Annotated in this window: 21 protein-coding genes and 1 riboswitch; of the genes, 6 read left to right on the forward strand and 15 right to left on the reverse strand. The window is 31.4% G+C overall.

Going from position 1 to position 26744, the window contains the following annotated elements; genetic code table 11:
• Positions 1 to 92: 92 nt before the first annotated feature.
• Positions 93 to 797, forward strand: a complete 705-nt coding sequence (locus tag C661_RS0101225; protein WP_017413476.1) for a zinc-ribbon domain-containing protein — start codon at positions 93 to 95, stop codon at positions 795 to 797.
• A gap of 309 nt (positions 798 to 1106) precedes the next feature.
• Here the strand turns inward: C661_RS0101225 and C661_RS0101230 are convergent, their stop codons facing one another.
• The 7 genes from C661_RS0101230 to C661_RS0101260 all read right to left on the reverse strand — a co-directional run bounded on the left by C661_RS0101230 (position 1107) and on the right by C661_RS0101260 (position 8874).
• The gene (locus C661_RS0101230; protein WP_017413477.1) at positions 1107 to 1388 is read right to left on the reverse strand and encodes a hypothetical protein; all 282 of its coding nucleotides are present in this window, start codon (positions 1386 to 1388) and stop codon (positions 1107 to 1109) included.
• 242 nt (positions 1389 to 1630) lie between these two features.
• Positions 1631 to 2587, reverse strand: coding sequence for a tyrosine-type recombinase/integrase (locus tag C661_RS0101235; RefSeq protein WP_017413478.1), 957 nt, complete (start codon positions 2585 to 2587; stop codon positions 1631 to 1633).
• A 208-nt stretch (positions 2588 to 2795) separates the two neighbouring features.
• Positions 2796 to 3848 (reverse strand): N-acetylmuramoyl-L-alanine amidase, encoded by a 1053-nt coding sequence (locus C661_RS22555; protein WP_017413479.1) that lies wholly within the window; start codon positions 3846 to 3848, stop codon positions 2796 to 2798.
• A gap of 119 nt (positions 3849 to 3967) precedes the next feature.
• Positions 3968 to 5674, reverse strand: coding sequence for a flavin monoamine oxidase family protein (locus C661_RS0101245; RefSeq protein WP_041876899.1), 1707 nt, complete (start codon positions 5672 to 5674; stop codon positions 3968 to 3970).
• Between the two features lie 262 nt (positions 5675 to 5936).
• Complete coding sequence (locus tag C661_RS0101250; RefSeq protein WP_017413481.1) at positions 5937 to 7004, reverse strand: NAD(P)H-dependent flavin oxidoreductase; 1068 nt, start codon at positions 7002 to 7004, stop codon at positions 5937 to 5939.
• A gap of 326 nt (positions 7005 to 7330) precedes the next feature.
• Complete coding sequence (locus C661_RS0101255; protein WP_026050893.1) at positions 7331 to 7894, reverse strand: DUF3867 domain-containing protein; 564 nt, start codon at positions 7892 to 7894, stop codon at positions 7331 to 7333.
• 359 nt (positions 7895 to 8253) lie between these two features.
• Positions 8254 to 8874, reverse strand: a complete 621-nt coding sequence (locus C661_RS0101260) for a CBS domain-containing protein (RefSeq protein ID WP_017413483.1) — start codon at positions 8872 to 8874, stop codon at positions 8254 to 8256.
• A gap of 303 nt (positions 8875 to 9177) precedes the next feature.
• Between C661_RS0101260 and C661_RS0101265 the strand changes: the two genes are divergently transcribed.
• From C661_RS0101265 to rimI, 4 genes are all read left to right on the forward strand, one after another.
• Positions 9178 to 10437 carry an HD-GYP domain-containing protein gene (locus C661_RS0101265; RefSeq protein ID WP_017413484.1) on the forward strand — a complete coding sequence of 420 codons (1260 nt, stop codon included), beginning with the start codon at positions 9178 to 9180 and terminating at the stop codon, positions 10435 to 10437.
• Between the two features lie 108 nt (positions 10438 to 10545).
• Positions 10546 to 11004, forward strand: a complete 459-nt coding sequence (gene tsaE / locus C661_RS0101270; RefSeq protein WP_017413485.1) for a tRNA (adenosine(37)-N6)-threonylcarbamoyltransferase complex ATPase subunit type 1 TsaE — start codon at positions 10546 to 10548, stop codon at positions 11002 to 11004.
• A complete protein-coding gene (gene tsaB, locus C661_RS0101275; RefSeq protein ID WP_017413486.1) occupies positions 11001 to 11711 on the forward strand; it encodes a tRNA (adenosine(37)-N6)-threonylcarbamoyltransferase complex dimerization subunit type 1 TsaB in 711 nt (236 codons plus the stop codon). Before tsaE ends, tsaB begins: the two co-directional genes overlap by 4 nt.
• A complete protein-coding gene (gene rimI / locus C661_RS0101280; protein ID WP_017413487.1) occupies positions 11704 to 12150 on the forward strand; it encodes a ribosomal protein S18-alanine N-acetyltransferase in 447 nt (148 codons plus the stop codon). Before tsaB ends, rimI begins: the two co-directional genes overlap by 8 nt.
• Before the next feature lie 129 nt (positions 12151 to 12279).
• On the opposite strand, the gene C661_RS0101285 is transcribed toward rimI, so the two are convergent.
• Positions 12280 to 12921 carry an ECF transporter S component gene (locus C661_RS0101285; RefSeq protein WP_017413488.1) on the reverse strand — a complete coding sequence of 214 codons (642 nt, stop codon included), beginning with the start codon at positions 12919 to 12921 and terminating at the stop codon, positions 12280 to 12282.
• Between the two features lie 107 nt (positions 12922 to 13028).
• A riboswitch (FMN riboswitch) is annotated at positions 13029 to 13141 on the reverse strand.
• Positions 13142 to 13448: 307 nt separating this feature from the next.
• Positions 13449 to 15608: a Tex family protein gene (locus C661_RS0101290; RefSeq protein ID WP_017413489.1), complete on the reverse strand. Its 2160-nt coding sequence runs from the start codon at positions 15606 to 15608 to the stop codon at positions 13449 to 13451.
• 165 nt (positions 15609 to 15773) lie between these two features.
• Here C661_RS0101290 and C661_RS0101295 point away from each other — a divergent pair, with 165 nt between their 5' ends.
• Positions 15774 to 17111, forward strand: coding sequence for a M28 family metallopeptidase (locus C661_RS0101295; protein WP_017413490.1), 1338 nt, complete (start codon positions 15774 to 15776; stop codon positions 17109 to 17111).
• A gap of 66 nt (positions 17112 to 17177) precedes the next feature.
• Here C661_RS0101295 and prfB read toward each other — a convergent pair.
• The 6 genes from prfB to recD2 form a co-directional block, all read right to left on the reverse strand.
• A protein-coding gene (gene prfB / locus C661_RS0101300; RefSeq protein ID WP_100218766.1) for a peptide chain release factor 2 occupies positions 17178 to 18285 on the reverse strand; the annotation gives its coding sequence in 2 pieces (ribosomal slippage) (positions 17178 to 18206 and positions 18208 to 18285; 1107 coding nt in all).
• Between the two features lie 3 nt (positions 18286 to 18288).
• Positions 18289 to 20790, reverse strand: coding sequence for a preprotein translocase subunit SecA (secA, locus tag C661_RS0101310; protein WP_017413492.1), 2502 nt, complete (start codon positions 20788 to 20790; stop codon positions 18289 to 18291).
• Positions 20791 to 21316: 526 nt separating this feature from the next.
• A complete protein-coding gene (gene hpf / locus C661_RS0101315) occupies positions 21317 to 21847 on the reverse strand; it encodes a ribosome hibernation-promoting factor, HPF/YfiA family (RefSeq protein WP_017413493.1) in 531 nt (176 codons plus the stop codon).
• A 635-nt stretch (positions 21848 to 22482) separates the two neighbouring features.
• Positions 22483 to 23163 (reverse strand): ComF family protein, encoded by a 681-nt coding sequence (locus tag C661_RS0101320; RefSeq protein ID WP_017413494.1) that lies wholly within the window; start codon positions 23161 to 23163, stop codon positions 22483 to 22485.
• Positions 23136 to 24158 (reverse strand): hypothetical protein, encoded by a 1023-nt coding sequence (locus C661_RS0101325; protein WP_017413495.1) that lies wholly within the window; start codon positions 24156 to 24158, stop codon positions 23136 to 23138. The genes C661_RS0101320 and C661_RS0101325 overlap by 28 nt, the downstream gene beginning before the upstream one ends.
• 15 nt (positions 24159 to 24173) lie before the next feature.
• On the reverse strand, positions 24174 to 26387 hold the full coding sequence (gene recD2, locus C661_RS0101330) for an SF1B family DNA helicase RecD2 (protein WP_017413496.1): 2214 nt from the start codon (positions 26385 to 26387) through the stop codon (positions 24174 to 24176).
• Between the last annotated feature and the right edge of the window lie 357 nt (positions 26388 to 26744).

Consider the following 26744-nt stretch of genomic DNA (forward strand, 5'->3'; position numbering starts at 1 on the left):
TAAAAAAGGTATAAGGGTATATGTTGCAAGATATAAAGTTCGTTACCCTTTGACGATTATGACAAACATTCATAATTTAGGGGGTATTAAGTATGATATGTACAAACTGTAATAAAGAAATAACTAATGAATCTAAATTTTGCCCTGAGTGTGGTAACCCATTTATTATTGAATCGACTAATAACTCAGAAGTAACTGCACTACATATAGCCGAAAACACACATATTAAGCAAAAACAAAATAAAAGAAAAAAAATAATTATATCAATTATATTACTAGTAACCATCGTAGGAAGTATACTAGGTGGATTTGCTTATAAAAAACAGGCAGCCCATAAAAAATATGAATATAATTTTAATGTTACAGTATTAAAGGTGTTAGGTGAAACCATTGAAATTGAAACAATGTGTTCTAAAATTTCTTCATTTTGGCATGATGTTATATTTGGTAATATGTTTGTTTTTAAAGAGAATGGAGAACTAGGTGATTTCAATGATTCTATAAAACAACTACAAAAGGCATGGAAAGATAATGGAACACTAAGTAAAAGAGAACAAGCAAAAGCTGAAATAGAAACTCAAATGAAGTCATTGCAAAATCCACCTAAAGATTATGAATCTGCATATGCATTATTAGTAGAACTATATAGCATATATGGGCAGATATACTCTCAAGGGACAAGTCCCACTGGTAGTTTGACATCATATAATGCCGATGTCGATAAATTGTTTTCTGACTTTAATAAGATTTATGACAAAATGACAATTTTAAAGCCAGAATTAAAAAAAATTAAATAAAAATTTAAAGAGTACCTAGGTACTCTTTTTTTATTCTGGATTAAGAATTAGATATTATCCTTTATTCCAATTGTTGTGCTACAAATTAAAATCATAAAAACACACCTATAAAAGGCTGTGTTTTTCATCATCTCATTTAATCATGATAACCTATTGCTAATCAATCTTCTATATCATAAGCAAACTTATCTCCATTATTGTAAAAATTAACTTCATCATTTATTTCAATATCTTCAATAATTTAAAGTTGCATATTTATCATAATCTATACTTTTAAGCAAAAATATAGCACTTCTTGAGTATACTAATTCATTTAATATTAAATCTTCCCTTTAATTCCTCCATAGCATTAATAACCTTAGTAATATCACTTACACCATTTTTATCTGGTTCAATCATATAGTGAGGAGGATTTGTATGAGTTTCTATACGCCCCTTATATTCCATTAATACATAAATAACAGGCTTAAAGTTTCCATCTCTACCCCAGCTTACGTTCCCACATCTTACAACATACTTCGTTCTGGAACTATGCATTGACTGAACTTTGATTTCATCATAAAAATCACCATAAACAATACCTTCACTCATTTTAAAACCACCTTTCAACACTGTATATTTTAATTATATTACTTGATTTTTCTTTTCTCAAACTTGATACATCCTAGATTCTCCTATAGTGTTATATAAGTGATTATAGAGTTATCACTTTCTTACTCTCTGTAATGCAACATTTCAAAATATAAAATCACATATTATATTTTATCTTCCAAACCTTATAACCATTATTTAAATAAAGTAACTCAACTAATTTTAATAAGTAGTATATCATTCTATTTATTCTTAAATAACTTTTGAACTCTAGTTGTTCTCTTAATAAACTTATTTACCGGAGTAGCCAAAGCATGTTGTTGTTTGACATCACCTTCCATTAACTTTACATATCTCTTTGTCATAGTTAAGTCTGTATGCCCCAAAACTGTTTGAAGTGCAAAAGCATTTCCTCCATTCCTTAAAAACAAAATAGAGAATGTATGTCTTAACATATATGGAGTAACTTTATACCCTATAGATTCACTATATATTTCTAATCTTTTCTGCCACCTATTCAAATTCATTTTATTTCCTTCTACCGTAAAGAATAAATAATCATCCCAATCATCAGGTTTTACTGAAATAAGCCTCCTTAATATTTCAGCAGTTTGGTGAGATATTGGAAGTATTCTTTCCACCCTTGTTTTGGCTGTTTCCCTTCTGATTTTTACTGTAAAATGCATGAAGTCAATATCATCAGTTACTAATTCAAAGGCTTCTGATGGTCTAATTCCCGTATCAAGAGTAAGTACTATTATTGCATAGTCTCTTAAGCCCGCATAAGTATTCAAAGTGGGTAGGTCTATTAATTTCTTTATTACATCTTCTTCAACATGCCTAACTTTACCAACATCCTTTTTCTTCTTAAGCCCTAATTCTTTTAATGGATTTTTATCTAAATAATCACCATTTACACACCATTCAAAGAAGCAATGCAAGTTTGCATAAGGTCTATTAAATGTTGCAGGGGCTTTATTAGATTTTCCCTTAAAATACTCTAGTACTGCAAATGAAAGTTGTTGCTTTTCAATTTTAGAACTCCCATAAATATTTTTAAATTCATTGAAGGTAACTTCATAATCCTTAATTGTTCTTGTTGCTGTTCCTTGTGCCTTCTTGAAACTTATAAAGAAATCCATTAAAGCACCTAAATCATTTTTTAAATCTTTTACAATTGACTTCTTAACTTTTGCCATTTTTACACCCCTAAATTAATATTACTGTTAATGGGGTTAGACCGTTGGCTGTAAATTTGTTCAAAGCCCTTAACACTAGTCATATCAAGGCTTTCATCTCAATTGGTAGAGTAGCGGTCTCCAAAACCGTTGGTTACGGGTTCAAGTCCTGTTGCCCCTGCCAAAACAAAAGGTAATCTCAAAAGAGATTACCTTTTTTACTTTCTATCTATAATTTTTTAATATAATCCGCAGATACATATCCTAAGCCTAATGAGCTTACGCTTAATGGCACATCTATGCTCCACCAATTATTTAAAAGCCAAAGTAATTTAACTTTGTTATTATATTTTAATTTCCCTATAATAGGATAATTGGTTCCTCTACCACTTCTTATATTTAGCACATTGGCAGTAACTACTCCATAAGTAGCTTTACTAGTACCAGCTAAACTTGTTTGTGATGAACCATCAGCTGTTTTCTCTATAAAGTCTGCAGAAACAAAGCCTACCCCTGAGGAACTTACACTTAATGGTACATCTATGCTCCACCAATTATTCAAAAGCCAAAGTAATTTAACTTTATCATTTAATTTTAATTGACCTATAATAGGATAGTTAGTTCCTCTGCCACTTCTTATATTTAGCACATCAGCAGTAACTATACCATATCCTCCATTACTGCTTACATTATCAGTACCTTCATCGTCACCTGTGCCATTTGTATCTTTGTTCACTGCTATGCCTAAGTGTTCTAAAATTCCATAAGCAATAGCTCTACCCATTTTTTGTTGTTCTTCTACAGTATCAAACAACACTCTATCTCCATTATCAATGAACCCACATTCAACAATTATGGCATCCATGCTTGTTTCCCTAATAACTGCATAATAATCCCTACCATCTGAACCAGTTCTACTATAGGTTGGGATAGGACGTAAATTTTGCCCTGTTTCTCTATTTATAGCATTCACAATGGCTTTTGCTAAGGCTTCTCCTTTTCCTCTACGAATGGAGTGTATTACCTCTACACCATCTCCCCCTCCAGAGTTATGGTGAATTGCTACAAAATAATCTGCTCCCCAGGAGTTTGCCATGTTAGCCCTTTCACTTAAGCCTACATATCTATCATCCATTCTAGAAGCTCCAACTTCTATTCCATGCTGTTCTAATACTCTTTTGCATTCTAATCCTGTGGTCAAGTTCATATTCTTTTCAACCAAACCATCAGAAACTGCTCCTGAGTCGCTACCACCATGTCCAAAATCTAGAAATATCTTCATAATCATCCCTCCCTTAATTATAAATATGCAGCTTCCTACATCTTTGACATTAATTATGCAAAAAAAGTGGACAATAAATTATAAAGCCCTAGTACACTACTAGAGCTTTAACAACATTACTACTTCTCAGCTATAGCTTCAGCAACACTATTTGCTGCCAACATAGCACTTTGAAGTGCCCCTTGAATCCACGCATGCTTCTGCGATATATGCTCTCCTGCAAAATAAACTCTATTATTCATTTCAGGCAATGTCACTGCATAAGAGAACAAGGTTCTGTCTTGTGGCTTTCCAAAGCACGCACCGGACCATATATATTGGGCATTAGACCAAAACATAGTAACCCAGGATAGTAATCTTTCTCTAATATAACCATCCTCAAGACCATGCACTTCCTCAACTTGGCTTGCAATATCCCTTATACGAAGATTATTAGCTTCATTTCCTATGATTTCAGCATCTTGCCCCCAATTGTAAGATGCAAGAAGTGCCCCTGGAGAGTTCGGTGAAGCACCTGGTCTTAGGGTCCAAGTACCACTCTTTCCTTCTACAGGTATTACATGGTCTGAAGGGTATATTATATTTATTATAGGAAGATCTGTTCCTGAGCTTCCTCCTACAATTCGCTCTGCTGCTTCCCCCATCTCCCAAAATCTATCCTTTAAAAAAAGAAAAGTTTTTTGGGATGACTCATAGTTCAGCTCATTAATTGCCTGCATTTTTTTTAAACTAAATACAGGTTTAATTTCTACTCTTCTTAAACTTGTGAAAGGTATAGCACAAACTACATAATCAAATTCCTCTAAAGTAATAGCCTTATCTTTGGTAGCTCTGCACTTAAGTGTAACTTTATTCTTATTATTATCTTGATAAATTCCATCTACTGCTGTACTCACTCTTATCTTAACCTGTCCAAGCTCTTCCTCATCTATGCCTTTAAATACCTGTAAATTTTTATTGATAAGGGCATTATAGAAGCTTGTAATAATCCTTTCAGCTCCACCTTCTAAATAATAGGTCTGTGAAAAATCTGCACTGTACACTTTATCCATCATTTCTGCTAAACTTAAATTGAAAAATTCAACATCAAGTGTAGATAAATAACCTATCATGAATATAGCATTTTCACTTAGCTGAACACTTTCATATCCTGCCTTATAGTTCATTCTATCCATCTGCCTAATTTCTTCAGAGTAATTCTCTTTTACTTGTATTAACTCTTTTCTTATTTCTGGTGATAAACCCAAGATATATTTATTATATAATCGTCCTGACAACTCTCTCCAAGGAGCTTTTGCCTCTTCTGGTGGCAAGTTAAATTGTGGGTATATGTTCTCCATTACACTAATTCCTGAAGGTTCTTTTGTAGCTCTTTCTCCTCTTATATAATAGAGACCATTAATGTTTGATGTTGCAAAAGGTCTAGTGTTTAAGTTAAACAAATTGATATAATGCCAACTAGTTTCATGGGATACTGGTATCCTTTCTGCTCCTAAATCTACATTGTATCCTTTATTAATTGGGTAGGTGTATATTCTTCCTCCAATTCTTTCATTTGCTTCAAATACAGTTATGTCACATCCAATCTTCTTTAATTCAAAAGCAGCAGCAAGACCTGCAGCACCAGCACCTATTACAGCTACCTTAACTCCTTTGCCACAAGGTCCACTACATATCTCTCTTATGTCCTTAGGAGGGCTTAAAATACTAATAATATTTTCAAAATCCTCTGGTCTTCGTCCAGCAGTAAGTACAAATCTTAGTTGTTCATATCTATCTTCATTGGTGGGATTATCCACTTGAAATGGAATCTGTTGTCTACTCATATTTTCCACGAATAAACTCCTTACATACTTATTATCATATTCAATATATGCAGCTTCCAATAATTATGGTATTTAAATTTAGCTAACAATAATTAAAATTACTACTTTTTACATCTGTCCCTATAGATATACCTTCTCAGAAAGCACTTTTTAAAACTTACTCTTCATGGATTTTATAACCTTTGACCCTCATCTCTGAAGTTTCTTACTTAAAATTATATAAAAAATAAAAGAGGATGTATAAAAACATCCTCTTAAACTGTTAAGCTTTTATTATTTCTTCTTCCAACTCTTTCATTAATGCATCTACAGTAACAATTTTGTCTACCTTATGAGCGTTTTCTCCACAAAATAGAAGAGCTTCATCTATATTTCCGTTTACTGCATTGATTAATGCTTTAGTTATGCAATAAGGTGTTGTCTTAGGATTACAATGGGATATGCATTTATAACATTTTGTTACCTTTACTCCCCCATCCTCCACTTGATTCATGAATGGATTTTTAATAGCACGTCCTGGCATTCCTACTGGACTTTGCACAATAATAATATCCTCAAGTTTTGAATTTATATAAGCATTTTTATAGTTTATATGGGCATCACATTCCTCTGTAGCTACAAATCTTGTAGCCATTTGAACACCGGCAGCTCCAAGTTTTAAATATTTTGCAATGTCATAACCATCAAAAACTCCACCCGCTACAACTACAGGTATTGATTTTTCATACTTTTCTTCATAAGTTTTAACTTCATTGATTATGTCAGTAATTACTTTATCATAATCTAGGTTCTCATCCTGTAATTCCTCTTTTTTAAAACCAAGATGTCCTCCTGCCTTTGGACCCTCAATAACTACTAAATCTGCAGTAGCTTTGTCATGTCTATCCCACATTTTTAAAATAACCTTGGCTGCCTTTAAGGACGATACTATAGGAGCTAGTTTCACCTTAGAATCCTTTGCTACCTTAGGAAGAGCTGAAGGAAGTCCTGCCCCTGATATTATTAGGTCAGCTCCAGCCTCTATTGCAGCTCTAACGTATTCCTCATAATGTTCCATAGCTACCATAATATTTACTCCAATTATACCTTGGAAAGCCTTTTCCTTAGCTAATCTTATATGTTCTTTTAAAGCTCTCAGGTTGGCCTCAAAAGGGTTTATTTCAAAATCCTTCTCTTTAAATCCTATTTGAGCAGCGGAAATAACACCTATTCCTCCTGCATTTGTTACTGCTGCTGCTAAATTAGAAAGAGAAACTCCAATTCCCATTCCTCCTTGTATAATTGGTAATCTAGCTACTAAATTTCCTATCTTTAATGGTTTTATATTCATTAAATCTTCATCTCCTCTATAAGAAGTTAATTCAATCAATTTTATTTGATAATCAAATATTTTGATTATCAAAGTAATAATTACTATTATATATCATATCCAATTAAAATTCAATAAATTCCAAACTAACTTAATAGGGTCACTGAAAAAACGTAATTATTCTATTTAAAAATTATAAATAAAGCTATACACCAATAATAAAATTCATTAGTGTATAGCTCTTAGTGTAAACCAACCTTAGCACTAATTTTAGCCTAGATTGCCATCTTATTTTTTAAGTTAAATCTATTAAGTTTAAACCTAAAACCAAATAAACAAATAGATTATTAGTATATATAGGTAGAAGAATTCTCACATATAGATATGTTAAGAGACTTTTCTTTCATTAACTTTTTATAAGAACATAAAAATTCATTAAGCTCGTTATCTGCTAAATTAATATGTGTGTAGCTTTTTAAAATCACATTCTCCTCTTCCATAATTATTTCTACGTTATTATTTGAATTCTTAATATAATAAATTGTCACTGTTTTAGAACTAATTCTTCCTTTATACTTTTCTTGAAAACTTAGAGTTTTTCTCATTTCCTCATAGTCTTTTCCCAATGAACCAAACTGGCTAGTATCAATTCCGAAAGATTTCATTTGTTCATCAATATTATTCATATCGAATCCATATCTCTCCATAACCTTCTTTTGAATATTTAAAAACTTCTCTTGAGATATGTTGTTTTCCTCCATGTAAGCTTGTATTTTTCTGCTAAATTCTAGCATATTAATTTTTCCTTCTCCCATGGAATAATATAGTGAGTATATATAATCCTCAAATTTATCGATATCCTTGTCATTGACTCTATTTTTAAGCTCATTGAAATCTATTATATCGCTAATTTTAATCATCTCCTTAAATAAAAACTATGTTTTAAGGCATCTAAAAATAAATAACAAGTCAAAGATGTGAAGTATAACACAAAATAGACGAGCATACTAACTTATTTATTTTTTGAAGATGCTTAATATATTATTAGTAACGTAATGCCGAATATTCTTTTGCAGAAAAATTTTAAGAAATCAACTACAAATTCAGAAAAAGATACCCCTGTGTTTAAGGGATATCTTTTTTTATTTATAGGAATGGAAATTCCTAACTACTCGATATTTAATAAATTACAATTAAAAGCACATTAAGATTCATACTATTTAAAGTTTTCTCCTAAAACAAAGCTCTTGAAAGGTAATTTTCTATAAAACTACTGAACTTTAAAGCCAGCATTTTTAACTTTTGTTAGGATTTCATCAAAATTATCAGTTTTTAATCTTACAACTATTTCTTTAACATCTGTTACACTTTTTGGATCAACTACAACAAAGCTTATAATATCACCTTTGTTTTCAGTAATTATTTTAGAAAGCTTAGATAGCTGTCCTGGGATATCATAAGCAATAACTGCTAATCTTTTTCCCTTATTTAATCCAAATAGTTCAGTAAATTGATGGAATATAGCATGGTGAGTAATTATTCCTTTAAACTCTCCATTATTATCAACTACAGCTATGAAAGATACACTCTTTGTTTCTAAGAAATGAGCAGCTTCTTCCATTTGCTCTAATGGATTAATTGTTGGCACATCTGTTCTCATAACATTTTCAACTAAAAAATCTGAAAGTAAACACTGTCTTTCAATACATTTTTCATAATAGTAAGTGTATATTTTTTCTTTTGATATTGCACCGTAAAATTTATTACCATCCGCTACTGGAATGGATAAAAAATTATTCTTTTCCATAACATCAAGAGCTTCGCCTATGGTAATTTTTGGAGTTACAGTAGTTAATTTCTCTTTTGGCAACATTAAGTTACTTACAAACATAATCAATTCCTCCTTATTAAGGCTATCAGTAATAATTATATTACTGATAATATATATTATTCGCTATTTTCAAATACAAGTAAAAACTATGATGATTATCTTTAATTATACTTGAAATTACATAAATTTGTCTATATATTTAAATATTAAATAATAAGTAAAGTTTATACTTTATTTACAACTCCCCTAAAACTTATAATATTTTATTAAGGTTTAACATAAAAGTTATAATCTTCATTAAAACTATGATATAATTATTAATAAATTATACTATAAATTCTTTTTTCATTATGGGGGTTACCTATGAATATCAGTCTTAATAAAGTAGTTAATGCTCTATCTATATCCTTAGATTTAGCTGAGACTACCTCCTTACAAAACTTAAATGTTATAGAAGATATCTCTGGGGTGAATTATTCTAAGCATAAGTATTCACATCACTCTAAGCGCACCGCCTTCATAGCACTAGAGATTGGTAAAAAACTTAATATTAGTGAGGAAAGTTATCATAATTTATATATTGCATCCATGCTTCATGATATAGGTGCTCAAAGTATGCTTGATGAAGTCCATACCTCTGTAGAGTATATTAAAAAACATTGTGTTGAAGGTGCCTACATGATACAGAAAATTCCTGCACTAATTCAAATATATGATATAATCCTTTATCACCACGAAAATTATGATGGTAGTGGTTGTATGAAGCTAAAAAATTATCTTATTCCCTTTGAGGCGCAAATTATCAGACTTGCTGATTTGTTAGAGGTTATGTTTGATGAAAATATCCCAATTTACAAACAAAAGGATTCTCTTATAGATTGGATAAAACTTCACAGTGGTAGACTTTTTTGTCCAACTATTGTTGATTGCTTTTTAAATCTTGCTAGCAGTGAAACCTTTTGGCTTAACCTTTACAATGTGCCCCATATGGGTTTCATATTGGACTATATTGCACCTAAGAAAGAAAAATATGTTACCTTAAAGGAATTTGAATACATAGCTGAAATTTTTGCTACTATCATAGATAGTAAGAGTGGCTTTACAGCTATGCATTCTAGAGGTATAGCTGATTTAGCTTTTGAAGTTTCAAAATATGTTGGTTATGATGAAAATAAATGCTTAAAAATGAAAATAGCAGGACTTCTTCACGATATCGGAAAGTTAGCAATCCCAGCAACTATTCTAGATAAAAAAGATAAGCTAACAGAGGATGAATTTTCTTTAATAAAATCTCATACTTATTATACAAAGCTTATTTTAGATAGAATCGAACTTATTCCTGATATTAGTGAATGGGCTGCCAATCATCATGAGAAATTAAATGGAGCTGGATATCCTAGAAGACTTTCTGCTGAACATATAAGTGAAGAAAGTAAAATCATTGGGGTTTGCGACATATACCAAGCGCTTACTGAGGATAGACCTTATAGAAAAGGAATGTACATGTACGAAGCTTTTCAAATTCTCGATGACATGGTAAGAAGCGAATTTATATGTGGTAATGCTGTAAAATCTCTAAAGAGTACACTAATTTCTAAAGTAGAAGAAAATTTATCTACGTGATTTTACTAGCAAATAAATTTATGGCAATATTATGTATTAGGAGTTGATATATAATATTGCCTTTTCATTTATGATTTTTTCAGCTAAAATAATATTGAGGTGAAAAACATGGAGTTTTTAGTTAATACAGTAGAAGAAACAGAAAACCTGGGTATTCAGCTTGGAAGCCTTGCTAATGCAGGTGATATAATTTGCTTAATTGGAGACCTTGGAACTGGTAAAACTCATCTTACCAAGGGAATTGCTAAGGGTCTATCTATTGATGAGCATATTACAAGCCCTACCTTCAACATTGTAAATGAATATGATGGAAGATTAAAACTTTATCATTTTGATGTATATAGAGTAAATGATCCTGATGAAATAGCTGCTATAGGTTTTGATGAATATATTTTTGGTGGCGGAGTAAGTGTAATTGAATGGGCCAATTACATTGAAGAGATAATTCCAAAGGAGAGCTTAACTCTTACTTTAGAAAAAGTTCCTCAGCTAGGTTCTACCTGTAGAAGAGTAACTATAACTTATAGTGATTCCAGATATGACTATATAAAGGAGTTAACATTATGAAGATATTGTGTTTAGATTCGGCTACTGAAAGCGCAACTGCTGCAATTATTGACGAAGATAAGCTTCTTGGAGAAATAACTTTTAATTATAAGAAACAACACTCTACAATAATGATGCCTATGATAGATGCCCTTTTAACTTCAACAGATTTATCTATTGAAGATATAGATGGTTTTGTTGTTTCAAAGGGTCCTGGTTCCTTTACTGGACTTAGAATAGGAATGGCTACCATAAAAGGCTTAGCACAACCTACTGGAAAACCCTTTGTAACCATTTCTACTTTAGATGCTCTTGCAAATAATTTGTTTTTTTCTACGGGAGTTATTTGTCCTATAATGGACGCCTTAAGGGGAAATGTTTATACAAATTTTTACAGAGTATGTAATGGCTCCTTGGAGACTCTTGGAGAATCTGAAATTTTATCAATTGAAGAACTAATTAATAAATTGAAAAACTATAATGAACCTATACACTTTATAGGGGATGGTACCTACAAATTTAAAGAGACTCTTGCTGAAAATTTAAGCAATGTATACTTTGCACCAACTCATTTAAATGTAGTTAAAGCATCCTCTTTAGGTGAAATTGGATTAAGGCGCTTAAAAAACGGTGAAAAAGAAGACGTATTTACCTCTGCACCAATTTACCTTCGACCTTCTCAAGCAGAAAGAGAATATGAAGAAAAGCTGAGGAATAATAATGGTTGATTTATCTATTGTCCCAATGAACGAAAGTAATATAATAGAAGTTCAGCATATCAGCAAACTAAGCTTTCCAATTGCCTGGAGTTTAGATTCTTTAAAGAAGGAATTAGATAATAAATATGCTAACTATATAGTCTTAAACCTTGGAGATAAAGTAGTTGGCTTTGGTGGCATGTGGATTATCTTTGATGAAGCACATATAACTAACATTGCAGTTCACCCTGACTATCGTGGCCATGGCTTAGGAGATATTTTAGTGGAAAACCTCTTAATTATAGCTAGGCAAAAAAAATTGATTGGTATTACTTTAGAAGTTAGAAAGTCAAATATAGCCGCAATAAGCCTTTACGAAAAACATGGCTTTATTACTGAGGGAATAAGAAAACAGTACTATGAAGATAACAAAGAAGACGCTTACGTAATGTGGAATAGAAAAATTTAAAGACTATGAAAGTTCATTTCATAGTCTTTTATTAAGCTTACTTATAATTTTTGCATTACTTCCTTCTTTAATTCTTACTCACACATAAACTAAGAACAAATTTTAAAAACCTGTAACTTTAGCTTGCTCTTATATATTACTAGCTTTTTCTTTAAGCTTTTGCTGCTCTAAAGCAAGACTTTCCTTATGAATTAGTGGAGAAACTTTCTTATAAGATGCGAAGGTTATAACAGATACAGCCGCTCCCTTAAGAATGTTAAAAGGTGTAATTCCAATAACAATTAAAGATGCTAAACTACTAATGCTCTTATTAGCAGCAGCTGCTGCCCCAATAACATTATTTAAGCCTCCAAATAATTTTGCATATATTGGTATTAAAATAAAATAGTTAAATAATCCTGCAACTAAAGTCATAGCAATTGTTCCAGAAATTAATCCTATAATTGCCTTCTTTCTACTTTTATCTTTATGATAAACCCATGAAGCTACATATACAAAAACTCCACCTACTAAGAAGTTAGCAAATTCACCTACTCCTCCTGTACTTGATCCATGCAATATTATATTCAATACATTTTTTATAAATTCAATTATTATTCCTGCTACTGGTCCTAATGCAAATCCCCCTATTAATGCTGGTAAATCACTAAAGTCAAGCTTTAAAAACGGTGGAAATCCTGGTATAGGAAACTCAAACAGCATTAATATGAATGCTATTGCACCTAAAAGTGAAATTTTAATTAGTGAATTTAAATTTGTCTTCTTTTTCATATTTTCCCTCCTAAAATTGTACTGCGAACCTCAAGAGGTATCTTTGTGTAATAAAATAAAAACACCCTGACCAACATGATCAGGGCGTAACAATTCATATTACACATACTACCTTCTTTCATCCAGACTTTACTGTCGGCTTCGGAATCTAACCGAATCTGCCTTACGGCTCGCGGGCTTTACCGCCGGTGGGGACTCTCACCCCGCCCTGAAGTGCATTATTTAATTATTTCTTACAAGAATAATTATAATACAATCTAAGTACTATAGCAATACGTTATAGATTATTTTTCTAAACTTCTACTGCCAATTTATTGTATTGCTTATTCTAAAACTTTGCTGTTTATAAATTAAGTATTAAAAGAATAATTCTCTTAATAAATTATCTGATTAAAGTTTTTTTCTTTTATATAAATTTACAGAATAAAGCTGAAGGTGGCTTAAACACTATATTTTCTTATCTTCTTTTCTTTGTTTAAAGATTTCTTTATTTAGAGATTTCTTTTAAAGAACATACCTTATTATCTTTATTTCTTCATAGATAAGGATATACGGTTTCTTTTTTCATCTACTTCTAACACCCTAACTTCTACTATATCCCCAACCTTCACCACATCTAAAGGATGCTTTACAAATCTATCGCTAAGCTGGCTTTTATGCACAAGGCCATCTTGATGGACTCCGATATCCACAAAAGCTCCAAAATCTGATACATTTCTTACAGTACCCATAAGCATCATTCCTGGCTTAAGTTGAGATAATTCCATAACACCGGTTTTGAAAATTGGCTTTGGAAGTTCTTCTCTTGGGTCACGTCCTGGCTTTTTAATTTCTTTAATTATGTCTAAAAGTGTAGGAACCCCTATTTCTAAATCCTTTGATAGCTTTTCAATGCCAATAGCTTCTACCTTATTGTCAATATCTGAAAGTCTGTTTTTTCTCAAATCTTCATCTGAATAACCTAACATGTTAATTAGCTTTTTAGCGGCTTCATAGCTTTCTGGATGAACAGAAGTGTTATCCAAGGACTCTTTACTCTCCATAACTCTTAAAAACCCTGCACATTGCTCAAAAGCCTTTGCTCCAAGCCTTTTAACCTTTAAAAGTTCTTTTCTAGATTTAAACTTTCCTACTTCTTCTCTATAAGCTACAATATTTTGTGCAATGGTACTGTTAATTCCTGAAATATAGGATAGTAGCGATGGTGTGGCTACGTTTAAATCTACACCTACATTATTAACGCAATCTTCTACAACTCCCTTTAAAGATTCGTCTAGCTTTTTAGGGGTTACATCATGCTGGTACTGACCTACTCCAATTGATTTTGGATCTATTTTAACCAGCTCTGCTAGTGGATCTTGAAGTCTTCTTCCTATGGAAATTGCTCCTCTAACGGTTACATCTAAGTTAGGATATTCCTTTGTAGCAAGTTCTGATGCAGAATAAACTGAAGCTCCAGCCTCGGATACCACTACATAATAAATATCTTTTCCTGTAGCCTTCTTAACCTCACTTATAACTCTTGCTAAAATTTCTTCTGATTCTCTGCTAGCTGTACCGTTTCCTAGAGAAATTACATCTACCTTGTATTTAATAGCCATATTTTTAAGTATTTCTATAGACTCGTTAATCTTTTGCTCACTAGCCGCAGTTGCATATACAGTTACATTATCTATAAACTTTCCTGTGTCATCTAAAATAGCTATCTTACATCCTGTTCTAAACCCTGGGTCATATCCCATAACCACCTTACCTTTAATTGGAGGGCTCATAAGAAGAGCCTTTAAATTGGCTTTAAAAATATTTATAGCTCCTTCTTCTCCTATATCTGTAAGTTGACTGCGAATTTCTCTTTCAATAGATGGATATATAAGTCTTTTTAAAGAATCTTCTACGCTAATTTCTATATATTTGTCCGTAATCTCATTTCCCTTTAAGGCTCTATTTTTTAAGTAGGTAATAATCTTATCCATATCTGCTGTAATTTTTACGGATAATACCTTTTCATCTTCACCCCTATTTATTGCAAGAATTCTGTGGGGTGGGATAAATCTTACTGCTTCTTTATACTCATAATACATTTCATAAGGAGTTGGTCCCTCACTGGTTCCTTTTGTTTCAACAAAACCATTTCTTTGTACATTTTCCCTAATCCACTTTCTATACTCTGCTTCATCGCTTATTCTTTCACTAATTATATCCATAGCACCTTGTAGAGCTTCCTCAACAGTTGAAACTCCTTTTTCTTCACTTATGAAATTAGCTGCATATTCTTCTATATTTCCTTTAAACTTTCCACCTAAGATTTCTTCAGCAATAGGTGAAAGTCCTTTCTCTACTGCTATAGTTGCTCTAGTTCTTTTTTTAGGCTTAAAGGGTCTATATATATCTTCAATTTCTGTTAAGGTTTCAGCCTTTTCCACTGAAGTTCTGATTTCCTCACTAAGGTTTCCTTGTTCCTCGATTATTCTTATTACATCTTCTTTTCTTTCCTGAAGATTTCTCAAATACACAAGTCTTTCTGAAAAGTTCCTTAAAACTATATCATCAAGACCTCCTGTTCTTTCTTTTCTATAACGTGCAATAAAGGGAACTGTATTACCTTCGTCTAACATAGCTATTACATTTAAAATTTGATCCTTTGATAAATTAAACTCCCTAGCTAACTTTTGTTCTATAATGTTCATAAAATCCTCCTCTAAGCTATAAGTATATTAAGCTATTAAAATTAACTAACATTATCATACCTCATGTTAAGTAATCATATTATTACTAAGAGGCATCTTTATTAAAACAGTCTTCATATTAATATTTTAATGAGGATACCTAAATAATTTTTTATAGGTGATGGCATGAAAAAATTTATTACATCTTATTTTTTAACTCTTTGCCTCATTGTATCTTCCTTAAGTTTCCAAAGTTATTGTAACACAAAAGAGTTTAATATTTCAAAGGTAAAAGAAAATATTGAATACTTATCTTCTGATACCTTTAAAGGAAGATTAACAGGAACAATAGAAAATCACAGAGTTGCTGCGTTAATAAAAGAGGAATTTGTTAAAAATGGATTAGCTCCTTTTGAAGGTAGCTATTATCAATCCTTTAAAGTTAAATATCCTAAGAAACTAAATGAACAGCCCACTATAGCTATAATGGATAAAGATAATAAGCTAATTAAAACTTTAGAGTATGGAGTTAATTACAAGGAAGACTTATTAAACTTTAGGAACACTGAAGTATCCTTTACTAAAGAAGATTTAGTAACCTCAGGTAGTGGTGATGTTCTCTATGTAAAGAACGATAAAGGAAGTATAATATTTTACACTACCAATGAAAATGATTTATCTTTTAGAAGTTCCTTTGTAGAAAGCTCAAAACAAGATTTATATATCATAGTAACAAAAGAAACTATAGGTGAGCTATCTAAATATCTTGAAGCTGGGAATTCTGTCTATACTTATATACCCTTTAAAGTAGATGATACCAGTGTAAACAATGTGGTGGGAGTTCTTAAAGGAAAAGACTCTTCAAAGCCACCTTTAGTCTTTAGTTGCCACTTTGACCACTTAGGTATGGACTTAAGCAATACTATTTATAGAGGGGCCTTAGATAACGCTTCTGGTACAGCCTTTGTTATGGAGTTAGTTAAGTATATAAAAGCTCTTGGAACTCCTGATAGAGATATTATTTTTGCAGCTTTCAATGCAGAAGAATTTGGCCTTTTAGGTTCTACAGCCTTTGTAGAGCAATATGCCCCAAAACTAAAAGGAAGTAAAGTTTATAACTTTGATATGATTGGAAGTTATGATGGAATTCCTCTATGTATTATGGGTGGTAAAAATGACACCAATGAAACTCCTTTTATAAAGGAATTAACTAAAAACTTTGAAGAAGAAAAGATTTATTTTAACTATTTATTTGAGGATGCCAGCGATCATACTGCTTTTAGGTCAAAAGGTATTGATGCAGTAACCCTTTGTGATAATGATATGAATAGGATTCATACTCCAAAGGATAGAATTGAGTATATAAGTAGTGATGCTATAAAAAGGGCTTTTAGTGTGGTAAATAAAGAAGTTACAAAAAATGGCTTTAGTAATAACCTTATCTATATTTATGATAAAGAATTATTAGGTATATCTTTAATTACTTCTCTTTTCTTTATATTTGTTTATAAAAAAATAGAGTAAGCTTGCAACCTAGCTTACTCTATTTTTAATGTTAATGAACAAGTTCATTTTCAAACTACTATAATGCTAATTTTGATTTTCTTTCAAATATCCGTTGATAAACATATCAATATCTCCATCCATTACGGCATTGATATTGCCTGTTTCAACTCCAGTTCTATGGTCCTTAACCAAGTTATAAGGATGAAATACATAGGAACGAATTTGGCTTCCCCAACCATTGTCCTTCTGCTCTCCGCTTATATCCTCTATTCTATCCTTATGTTCTCTTTCCTTTATATCTATAAGTTTTGATTTCAGCATCTTCATAGCATATTCTTTATTAGTATGCTGACTTCTTTGACTTTGGCATTGAACCACTACCCCTGTTGGAATATGGGTAATTCTTATAGCAGACTCAGTTTTGTTAACATGCTGCCCACCAGCACCTCCGGACCTATAAGTATCAATCCTTAAGTCTTCACTTTTTATATCAATATCTTGATTTTCTGTAAGCTCTGGTAAAACTTCACAGCCTGCAAAGGAAGTTTGTCTTTTCCCATTAGAGTTATAAGGGGAAATTCTTACAAGTCTATGGACACCTTTTTCTGACTTTAAGTACCCATAGGCAAATTCTCCTGATACTTTTATGGTGACACCTTTTATTCCCGCTTCATCTGCTGGAACATAATCTAAAACCTCTACCTTAAAATCGTGATTTTCACACCATCTACTGTACATTCTATAAAGCATTTCCGTCCAATCCTGAGCGTCATTTCCTCCAACCCCAGTATGAAGGGCTAGAATTGCATTATTTCTATCATATTCTCCTGAAAGTAAGGTTTCAATTTTCAGTTTATCAATTATTTCTATTAATTCTTTTATTTCATTTTTTATTTCCTTAGAAGAAGAGTAATCCTCTTCCTCTAAGCTTAACTCAATTAATATCTCTACATCTTCAACTCTAGTTTTTAGTTCATTGTATTTATCTAACTTATCCTTAATAGCTTTTGCCTTTTGAGTTACTTCTTGTGCCTTTTCAAGGTTATCCCAAAAATTTGACTCTTGCATCTTAAGTTCTAATTCAGATACTTTTTTTTCTAATGCTGGGATGTCAAAGAGACACCTTTAATTCATCTATACTTTCCTTCAAGCTATTAACTTCATTCAAATGTTCTTCCAGTTGTAATAACACTATTTATTCTCCTCTTCCACAGCAATTTTTATATTTATATCCTGATCCACATGGACATGGATCATTTCTATTTGGCTTTTCTTTCTTTTTAACTGGTTCTTTCTTTATACTGCTATCTTCATTAGTAGAAGTTATTTTAGCAACTCTTTCTCTCTCAGGTGCCTTTTCCATTTTTACATGGAATAAATACTTCACAGTTTCTTGTTTAATGTTATAAATCATTTCATTAAACATGTCACTACCTTCCATTTGATAAGCTTGTGCAGGGTCTTGTTGTTTATATGCTCTTAAGCCTATACCTTGCTTTAAGTGATCCATGTTATCAATATGATCCATCCATTTAGAGTCAACTACCTTTAACAAGATAACTCTTTCTATTTCTCTCATTTGTTCTTCGCCAAAGTCAGCTTCCTTTTCACTATAAAGCTCATTAGCTACCTTAAGTAGGGCTTCTTTTATTTCCTCATCAGATAGCTTTTCTAAAGCCTCAACAGTAAAGGTCTCCTTAGGAAGGAAGATTTCTTCACAGTACTGAATTAATTTATGAAGTTCATCCTTGAAGGTATCTTCCACTCCACTAATATGTGAACCTACAGCATCATCTATAACATCTTTAATCATATCTTGTATTTGATCTTTTATGTTTGCACCTTGAAGAACTGTTTGTCTTTGTTTATATATGATTTCTCTTTGCATATTCATAACATCATCATATTTAACTACATTTTTTCTAATATCAAAGTTGTTTCCTTCAACCTTCTTCTGAGCACTTTCAATAGCTCCAGTAACCATCTTGCTCTCAATTGCATCATCCTCGGTTAATCCAATCTTCTCTACTACAGATGAAAGTCTTTCAGAGCCGAAAATTCTCATTAAGTCATCCTCAAGAGAAATATAGAATCTAGACATTCCTGGGTCTCCTTGACGACCTGAACGTCCTCTTAACTGATTATCTATACGTCTTGATTCGTGTCTCTCTGTACCAATAATTTTAAGTCCTCCAAGCCCAGTTACTCCTTCTCCAAGCTTAATATCAGTACCTCTACCTGCCATGTTTGTAGCAATAGTTACTGCACCCTTTTGCCCTGCAAGAGAAACAATTTCTGCCTCTTTCTCATGATACTTAGCATTTAATACTTGGTGTGGAATTCCCTTTTTCTTAAGCATTGCAGATAGTACCTCTGATTTTTCAATACTTACTGTTCCAACTAGCACCGGCTGACCATTTTTATAAGTTTCAGCAATATCTTCTACTATAGCTTTGTATTTTCCAGCTACAGTTTTATAAACTAAATCTGCAAGATCTAATCTCACAACAGGTTGATTTGTTGGTATTACAATAACATCTAGTCCATATATTTCTCTAAATTCACTTTCCTCTGTTAAGGCAGTACCTGTCATACCTGCTAATTTACTGTACATTCTAAAATAGTTTTGGAAGGTAATTGTTGCTAAAGTTTTAGATTCCTTCTCAACCTTAACTCCCTCTTTAGCTTCTATGGCTTGGTGAAGACCATCACTATATCTTCTACCTTCCATAAGCCTTCCAGTAAACTCATCAACAATAATTACTTCGCCTTCTTTAACTATATAATCCTTCTCATTCTTCATCATGTAGTTTGCTTTAAGACCTTGAACTACATGGTGTTGAACATCCATATTTTCTGGATCTGCATAGTTTTCAAGATGAAAATATTTTTCCGCTTTTGCAATACCTTCATCTGTTAAAATTACTGAGTTAGCTTTCTCATCTACTGTATAGTCCTCTTCACTTAAAGATTTTACAAAAAAGTCAGCAACTCTATAAAAATCTGTGGACTTTTCTCCCTCTCCAGAAATAATAAGTGGTGTTCTTGCTTCATCTATAAGAATAGAGTCAACCTCATCCACTATTACATAGTTTAACTCTCTTTGAACTTTTTCTTCTTTATATATAACCATGTTATCCCTTAGGTAATCAAATCCAAACTCATTGTTTGTTCCATAAGTTATATCTGAGTTATACATTTCCTGCTTTTCAACCTGTGTTTGACCATGGATTATAACTCCTACCTTAAGTCCAAGGAACTCATGAATCCTTCCCATTTCATCTCTATCTCTTTTTGCTAGGTAATCATTAACAGTAATTACATGAACGCCTTTTCCTGTTAATGCATTTAAATAGGATGGAAGTGTTGCAACTAAAGTTTTACCTTCCCCAGTTTTCATTTCAGATATTCTTCCTTGATGAAGAACTATACCTCCAATTAACTGTACATCATAGTGTCTAAGACCTAGTACTCTTTTTGAAGCTTCTCTTACCACAGCAAAAGCTTCTGGTAAAATCCCTTCTAGAGTTTCACCCTTACTTAGTCTATCCTTAAATTCCTGAGTTTTATTTCTTAACTCCTCATCAGTTAACTTCTCAGTATCTCCCTCTAAATCATTAATCTTTTTCACTAGAGGCATTATTCTTTTTATTTCCCTATCGCTGTAACTACCAAATACTTTTTCAAAAAGTTTCATATTATCATCCTCACTGTTCATCCTTAATAAGATAAATTAAACCTATATACATACCATAATTAAAAATCAGACACCTAAGTTAGCTAAATACTCTTCCTAGGATGTCTTAAGTATAATATAAAATAAATTTATTAATATTTTATTTAATTTAAAGTCATATTAAAGATTATAGCATTTATTTAATACGACTTCAACTTTGCCTATTATAATATTCTGAAAATAATTCCCAATATTTTTACACTTTACCATTTAAACTTTAATCTATGTACACAAAGGCCCTAAATAAATCAAATTAGACTATGCTTAAGTATTTATTTATGAGCCTATTGCTTACCCCTTCTTAACTTACTTAATTTAAAAGCTATATCATTTTGCTATAAACTCAACTAAAAGCATCATAAGTGAAGTTATATTATTTATATAAACCTTATATTGTTTTACAATAAATTTAAAAGGGATTATGAAATTTCTTTCATAATCCCATTAATTTTAAATTTAAAGCTTTTCTATAGCTAAATTATATAAATTAGAACTCTTGCTCAATTAATCCGTAGTCACCATCATTTCTTTTATATAAAACATTTACTTGATTAGTGTGTGAATTCTTGTATACATAAAAGTCATGTCCTAGGAGCTCCATTTGAAGTACCGCTTCCTCTTCTGACATAGGCTTCATAGCAAATCTCTTAGTTTTAACAATCTTTGGTTCTTCTTCAGCTGAGTCATCTTCATAGGAAGATATATTTTGGAATCTTAAAGAATCCTCATAATTTCTTCTTTGAAGTTTAGTTTTTTGTTTTCTAATTTGTCCTTCTAATTTATCTATAACTAAGTCTATAGCACTATACATATCACTATTCTTTTCTTCTGCTCTTAGCATTACATTATTGAAAGGAATTAAAACCTCTATTTTGTGAAAATTTCTTTCTACACTTAATGTTGCTGTAGCACTAACATTCTCTCCAAAATACTTTTCTAGCTTTGATAGCTTTTTCTCTACTATAGATTTTAGCGCATTTGTTAGTTCTATATTCTTTCCTACAGTTCTAATTTTCATAATTACAGCCCCTTTCAAAGTTAACAAGGACTTCTTAAACAATCCTCTTGTTAAGTATATGTTTTCTTTAATATTTTATTATTTTTCTCTGTAGATTATTTATATATTTGATGATTATATTTTAGTATTAATTCCATTTGTTTTCAAATGAAATTTGTGCCAATTTTCTAAAATTAATAGTCATTATTCATTAATACCTATTTCTTTCTCCTTTATAATCCTTATAGCTTGCAACTATACTATATGAAATTTTATCAAACTTATGCTATAATTTAAATACACGGGCTATTATAGAACCTTTTAGTAGGTAATATATCAACTGCTTAAATTCCTAAAATGAAATTTCAGTAAAATTTATATAAGTTATATTTCTTTTTAATTTTATTGAAATAAAAAAAACACCTTGATTTCTCAAAGTGTCTTCTAGTCGGTTGACCTGGTCTTTGACCCCACACTCGCCTGCTGGAGCTTTTGCTACCCAGATTTAACTTCTCACTACTAACCCTCTCGCCCGAAGGCGGCAGGACTTACTTCTAAGCCGCACCATGCTCGTTAAAACTTTGTTTAACTTACGTGGATCGTTTCGCCTGCGACTGGCATCGACTTTCAACCACAAACCCGACTCACTTTTTATATTATACTCTACTTTTAGCAACAGTCAATACATAAACTTCTTTTGCTCCAAATTTCTTTAACACACTGGCACAATAAAAGGCTGTAGCACCAGTAGTTACCACATCATCAATGAGTAATATGTTTTTGTTCTTTATATATTCTAGATTTATACAGGTAAAACTATCTTTAATGTTATTCCACCTTTCGGCAGTACTTAACCCTATTTGGTCCTTTGTAGTCTTTACTTTTTTAAGCAAGGCCTTACAAGGTATATTGATTTCACTACTAACCTGGTTACAAATAACCTCACATTGATTAAAGCCTCTAGTATTTATAGCTTCTTTACTACTGGGAACAAAAGTTATTTCATCAATGTCTTCTTCTAGTTTATTTTTAATAAACTCGGTAACATACTCCCCCATTATTTTAGCAGCATAAAAATTTCTTTCATATTTTAGTGCTAAAATTAGTTTTTTAATTGAATAAGAATAAAATCCTAAGGAATAACATTTAAATTCTTCTTTTCCATCCTTTAGATAATAGTCTGAGTAATTAATTTTTACTAGTTGCCTGCAGTTTGTGCACAGCAAACTTTCACTACTAGTTGAATTGCATAATATACAATTTTCCATTCCACAAAAAATTATATCTATGATACAATTTAAAACATACTTTAAAGCCTTAAAAATCCTGCTTCCCATGCCTTTTTATTTAACTCCCTTAAAATTTCTTTGGCATTATCCATATCTTCACTCAATTCATTTGATAAAAAAATTACTTCTCCCCTGTCTAAAGATTTGCTTCTACTAGCTCTGCTAGATAAATAAACTAATCTTTTATAGTCAAATATTTTATGTTCTGCAAAAAAAACCATTACATTAATTCCTGTTAAATCCACATCACCATTTTCAAAACTATTTGTAATCATAATTCCCTTAGCTTTAGCCAAAAACTTCAACATACTCCTATTGTGCTTTTCATCTGATTTATAGTTGAAGATATTTCTAGTTAGCTTATTTCTAAACCTAATTAAATAATTATATATATTTTCTACCTTTTCATTATCAGGAACATAAATTACTACCTTTTTATCTGAAAGTATAGACCAATTTAAATAATCATAAACCACCTGTGGTAAGTCATCATTAACATTCACTCTAGTATTTATGATTCTAGGTTCCACTAAAGGTTTGCCATTATTATTTGGACATTGGAATAATGTAACTTCATTATAAAAAACAGGTTCAATAGAGTAGGCGATCATAGTACCATATCCCTTACAACAGCTCTCTAACAATTTTCTTATAGATTCCTTACCATGCACGGGCATAGAGTTAATATCATCATAAATTACAAGGTCAAACTTTTCCTCTAAATATAGCGCTTGATTATGGTTAATAATATTTAATCCCTGCTTTAGTATCTGTTGTAACTTGTATCCTAAGTAATTGCATTTAATTCCTTGACTTTTAAGAATACTTGCCAAAAAAACATGATCTTCACTCTCATTTGTAATATAAAGTACTGTCTTGTTTTGCGACAAAGCATAAAAAATAATCTTTTTAAAAACTTCTGGTGTATTATAAAAAAATGAAACTACATTGATACTGCTAACTTTTGATTTAAAATGACTTATCAGCTTCTCATCTATATTTTCTTTAGTAGTAATTTCTTTACTCTCTTTCGCAATCAACATAAATTCTCCCCTTGATTAAACCTCAAATATTTGTTTTATTCTCCACTTAAGTCCCGAATATCTCTCAAAACTTCTATCATTATCTTTCATAAACTGAATGGCCTTAGAGCTTCCTACTAGAACCACTAGCTGTTTAGCTCTAGTAATACCGGTATAAAGTAAGTTTCTGTTCATAAGCAAAGGTGGTCCCATAAACATAGGCATAATAATCACAGGAAATTCACTCCCCTGACTCTTATGTATTGTAATAGCATAGGATAGTGTAAGTTCTTCCAAATAGATATCATCATATTCTACGATTTTATCATCCTCAAAGTTCACAATTACCTTGTCATCTTCTTCATTTATATCAATAATATATCCTATGTCTCCATTAAAGATTCCCATACCTTCTTCTTCGCAATGGGTTGTATGCTTGCTCCACTTAATATTATAATTATTTTTAGTTTGCATAACTTTATCTCCAACTCTAAAAATAATATCTCTATATTCTTTTTCAGGTTTGCCCTTCAATTTAGGATTTAGTATACCTTGAAGTTCTTTATTTAAATTGTCAACTCCTACAATGCCTTTTTTCATTGGAGATAAAATTTGAATGTGCTCCATCTTGTTCCATTTGTTATTAAACTTAGGTAGTCTATTATTTATGAGAGAAATAATTTCTTTTAAAATAATTTCCCCTTCAGCTGATTCTATAAAATAAAAATCACCGTTTTTTTTGTTCAACATAGGCATTTTACCTTCATTTATAAGATGGGCATTTACTACAATCATACTTTCTCTTCCCTGCCTAAATATCTCATTTAGTCTTACAACTTTTACTGCATTACTTTCTATGATGTCCTTTAACACATTTCCTGGCCCAACAGATGGAAGCTGATCAACATCCCCAACAATTATCAACCTAGTACCTAAAGTGATAGCACTTAAAAGATTATTCATAAGATTTATATCAATCATTGAAGCCTCATCTATAATAAGCACATCACATTCTAGTGGGGATTCTTCACTTTTATAAAGCTGAACTGCTTCTTCTTCTCCTGCCCCTAGCTCCAGTAGCCTGTGTATAGTTTTAGCTTCTCTTCCAGTGGCTTCACTCATTCTTTTAGCTGCACGTCCTGTAGGAGCAGCCATATAAACTTTTTTTAACGCCCTTTCAAATATATCTACAATACAATTTATAATGGTAGTTTTACCTGTACCAGGACCTCCAGTAATAACTTCTACTCCATTATTCACAGCACCCTTAATAGCTTCCTTTTGAGATTCTGCTAAAGTTATATTATTTTTTTCTTCAAAGGTTTTAATTTCTTCATCCACGTTAATATCTACTTCCTCGTAGTGAGACGCAGCCAGGGTTATTATTTGCTTTGTAACACCTAACTCAGCATATAAATAAGGTATAGTAAAAACACCTTTTGTTTCTTCTACATCCTCTACTTTTAGTTTTCCTTCTACTACAGCTTCGTAAATACAATTATTTAAAGCTTCTTCCTCTACCTCTAGAATTTCTTTTCCTTTTAAAATCAGCTTATCCATAGGCATAAAGGTATTTCCTATAGAACAAAACTCATTAATTATATAGTTAATTCCACTTTTAATTCTAAATGGCGAATCCTTATCTATTCCTAAGTGCCTAGCAATCTTATCTGCAGCTTTAAATCCTATACCTGCAACTGTTTCCGTTAATATATAAGGATTGTCCTTTACTATACTTATGGAATTACCACCAAATCGTTTATATATCTTCATAGCTCCATTTGGAGATATTCCAAAGCCTTGGAAAAACATTATAATTCCCCGAACTTCTCTTTGACTAGAATAGGACTTCACTATAAGTTCAACTTTTTTAGTTCCAATACCCTTAATTTCATTTAATCTTTCTATATTATTATCTAAAACTTCTAAAGTATTTTCCCCAAAAAAGTCTACGATTTTCTTTGCTGTAATAGGCCCAATTCCAGTTATAATTCCACTTCCCAAATATTTCTCTATTCCTGATTTTGTAGTTGGGAGAATTTCTTCTATTACATCCACCTTTAGCTGCTGTCCAAATTTAGCATGAGTAACCCACTCCCCTGAAATGCTATATTCATTTCCTTCAACTACATAAGGTATGGTTCCCACTATAGTATAACTATTCGCACCTGAACTTACTTTAGCTATGGTATATCCGTTATCATCGTTTTTAAAAACTATATTACTAATTACACCTTGAATTGTTGGCATAATATCTCTCCTAAAATTTTATATATAAAGTGCATTAAAAACTTACTATGTCACAAGATTTCTATTCTTAACACGCTTTTATATAAGTTCCCTTATAATATTTTCACACTTTCCAAAGGTTTTACTTATATACATTTCATTATAACATAAGGAGCTTACTACAGCATTATATTAATATTATGCCCTAATGTTGCTTAAAACTTATATCAGACTGCTAACTATATATAGTATATTTTGAACAATAATACTCTGTTACAAACTACTTTCCATAATAATCACTCCCTATTTTACATAACGCCTCATAATTACAACTTTATAATATAATAGCTCCATTTATCTTCTGTATAAAATAAAAAA

It is taken from the genome of Clostridium tunisiense TJ (genome assembly GCF_000300195.1).
Taxonomy (GTDB): Bacteria; Bacillota; Clostridia; order Clostridiales; family Clostridiaceae; genus Clostridium_J; species Clostridium_J tunisiense.

Coding starts and splice junctions, on each gene's coding strand:
- C661_RS0101225 (WP_017413476.1), top strand. CDS start 93: ATGATATGTACAAACTGTAATAAAGAAATAACTAATGAATCTAAATTT.
- C661_RS0101230 (WP_017413477.1), bottom strand. CDS start 1,388: ATGAGTGAAGGTATTGTTTATGGTGATTTTTATGATGAAATCAAAGTT.
- C661_RS0101235 (WP_017413478.1), bottom strand. CDS start 2,587: ATGGCAAAAGTTAAGAAGTCAATTGTAAAAGATTTAAAAAATGATTTA.
- C661_RS22555 (WP_017413479.1), bottom strand. CDS start 3,848: ATGAAGATATTTCTAGATTTTGGACATGGTGGTAGCGACTCAGGAGCA.
- C661_RS0101245 (WP_041876899.1), bottom strand. CDS start 5,674: ATGAGTAGACAACAGATTCCATTTCAAGTGGATAATCCCACCAATGAA.
- C661_RS0101250 (WP_017413481.1), bottom strand. CDS start 7,004: ATGAATATAAAACCATTAAAGATAGGAAATTTAGTAGCTAGATTACCA.
- C661_RS0101260 (WP_017413483.1), bottom strand. CDS start 8,874: ATGTTTGTAAGTAACTTAATGTTGCCAAAAGAGAAATTAACTACTGTA.
- C661_RS0101265 (WP_017413484.1), top strand. CDS start 9,178: ATGAATATCAGTCTTAATAAAGTAGTTAATGCTCTATCTATATCCTTA.
- tsaE (WP_017413485.1), top strand. CDS start 10,546: ATGGAGTTTTTAGTTAATACAGTAGAAGAAACAGAAAACCTGGGTATT.
- tsaB (WP_017413486.1), top strand. CDS start 11,001: ATGAAGATATTGTGTTTAGATTCGGCTACTGAAAGCGCAACTGCTGCA.
- rimI (WP_017413487.1), top strand. CDS start 11,704: ATGGTTGATTTATCTATTGTCCCAATGAACGAAAGTAATATAATAGAA.
- C661_RS0101285 (WP_017413488.1), bottom strand. CDS start 12,921: ATGAAAAAGAAGACAAATTTAAATTCACTAATTAAAATTTCACTTTTA.
- C661_RS0101290 (WP_017413489.1), bottom strand. CDS start 15,608: ATGAACATTATAGAACAAAAGTTAGCTAGGGAGTTTAATTTATCAAAG.
- C661_RS0101295 (WP_017413490.1), top strand. CDS start 15,774: ATGAAAAAATTTATTACATCTTATTTTTTAACTCTTTGCCTCATTGTA.
- secA (WP_017413492.1), bottom strand. CDS start 20,790: ATGAAACTTTTTGAAAAAGTATTTGGTAGTTACAGCGATAGGGAAATA.
- hpf (WP_017413493.1), bottom strand. CDS start 21,847: ATGAAAATTAGAACTGTAGGAAAGAATATAGAACTAACAAATGCGCTA.
- C661_RS0101320 (WP_017413494.1), bottom strand. CDS start 23,163: ATGGGAAGCAGGATTTTTAAGGCTTTAAAGTATGTTTTAAATTGTATC.
- C661_RS0101325 (WP_017413495.1), bottom strand. CDS start 24,158: ATGTTGATTGCGAAAGAGAGTAAAGAAATTACTACTAAAGAAAATATA.
- recD2 (WP_017413496.1), bottom strand. CDS start 26,387: ATGCCAACAATTCAAGGTGTAATTAGTAATATAGTTTTTAAAAACGAT.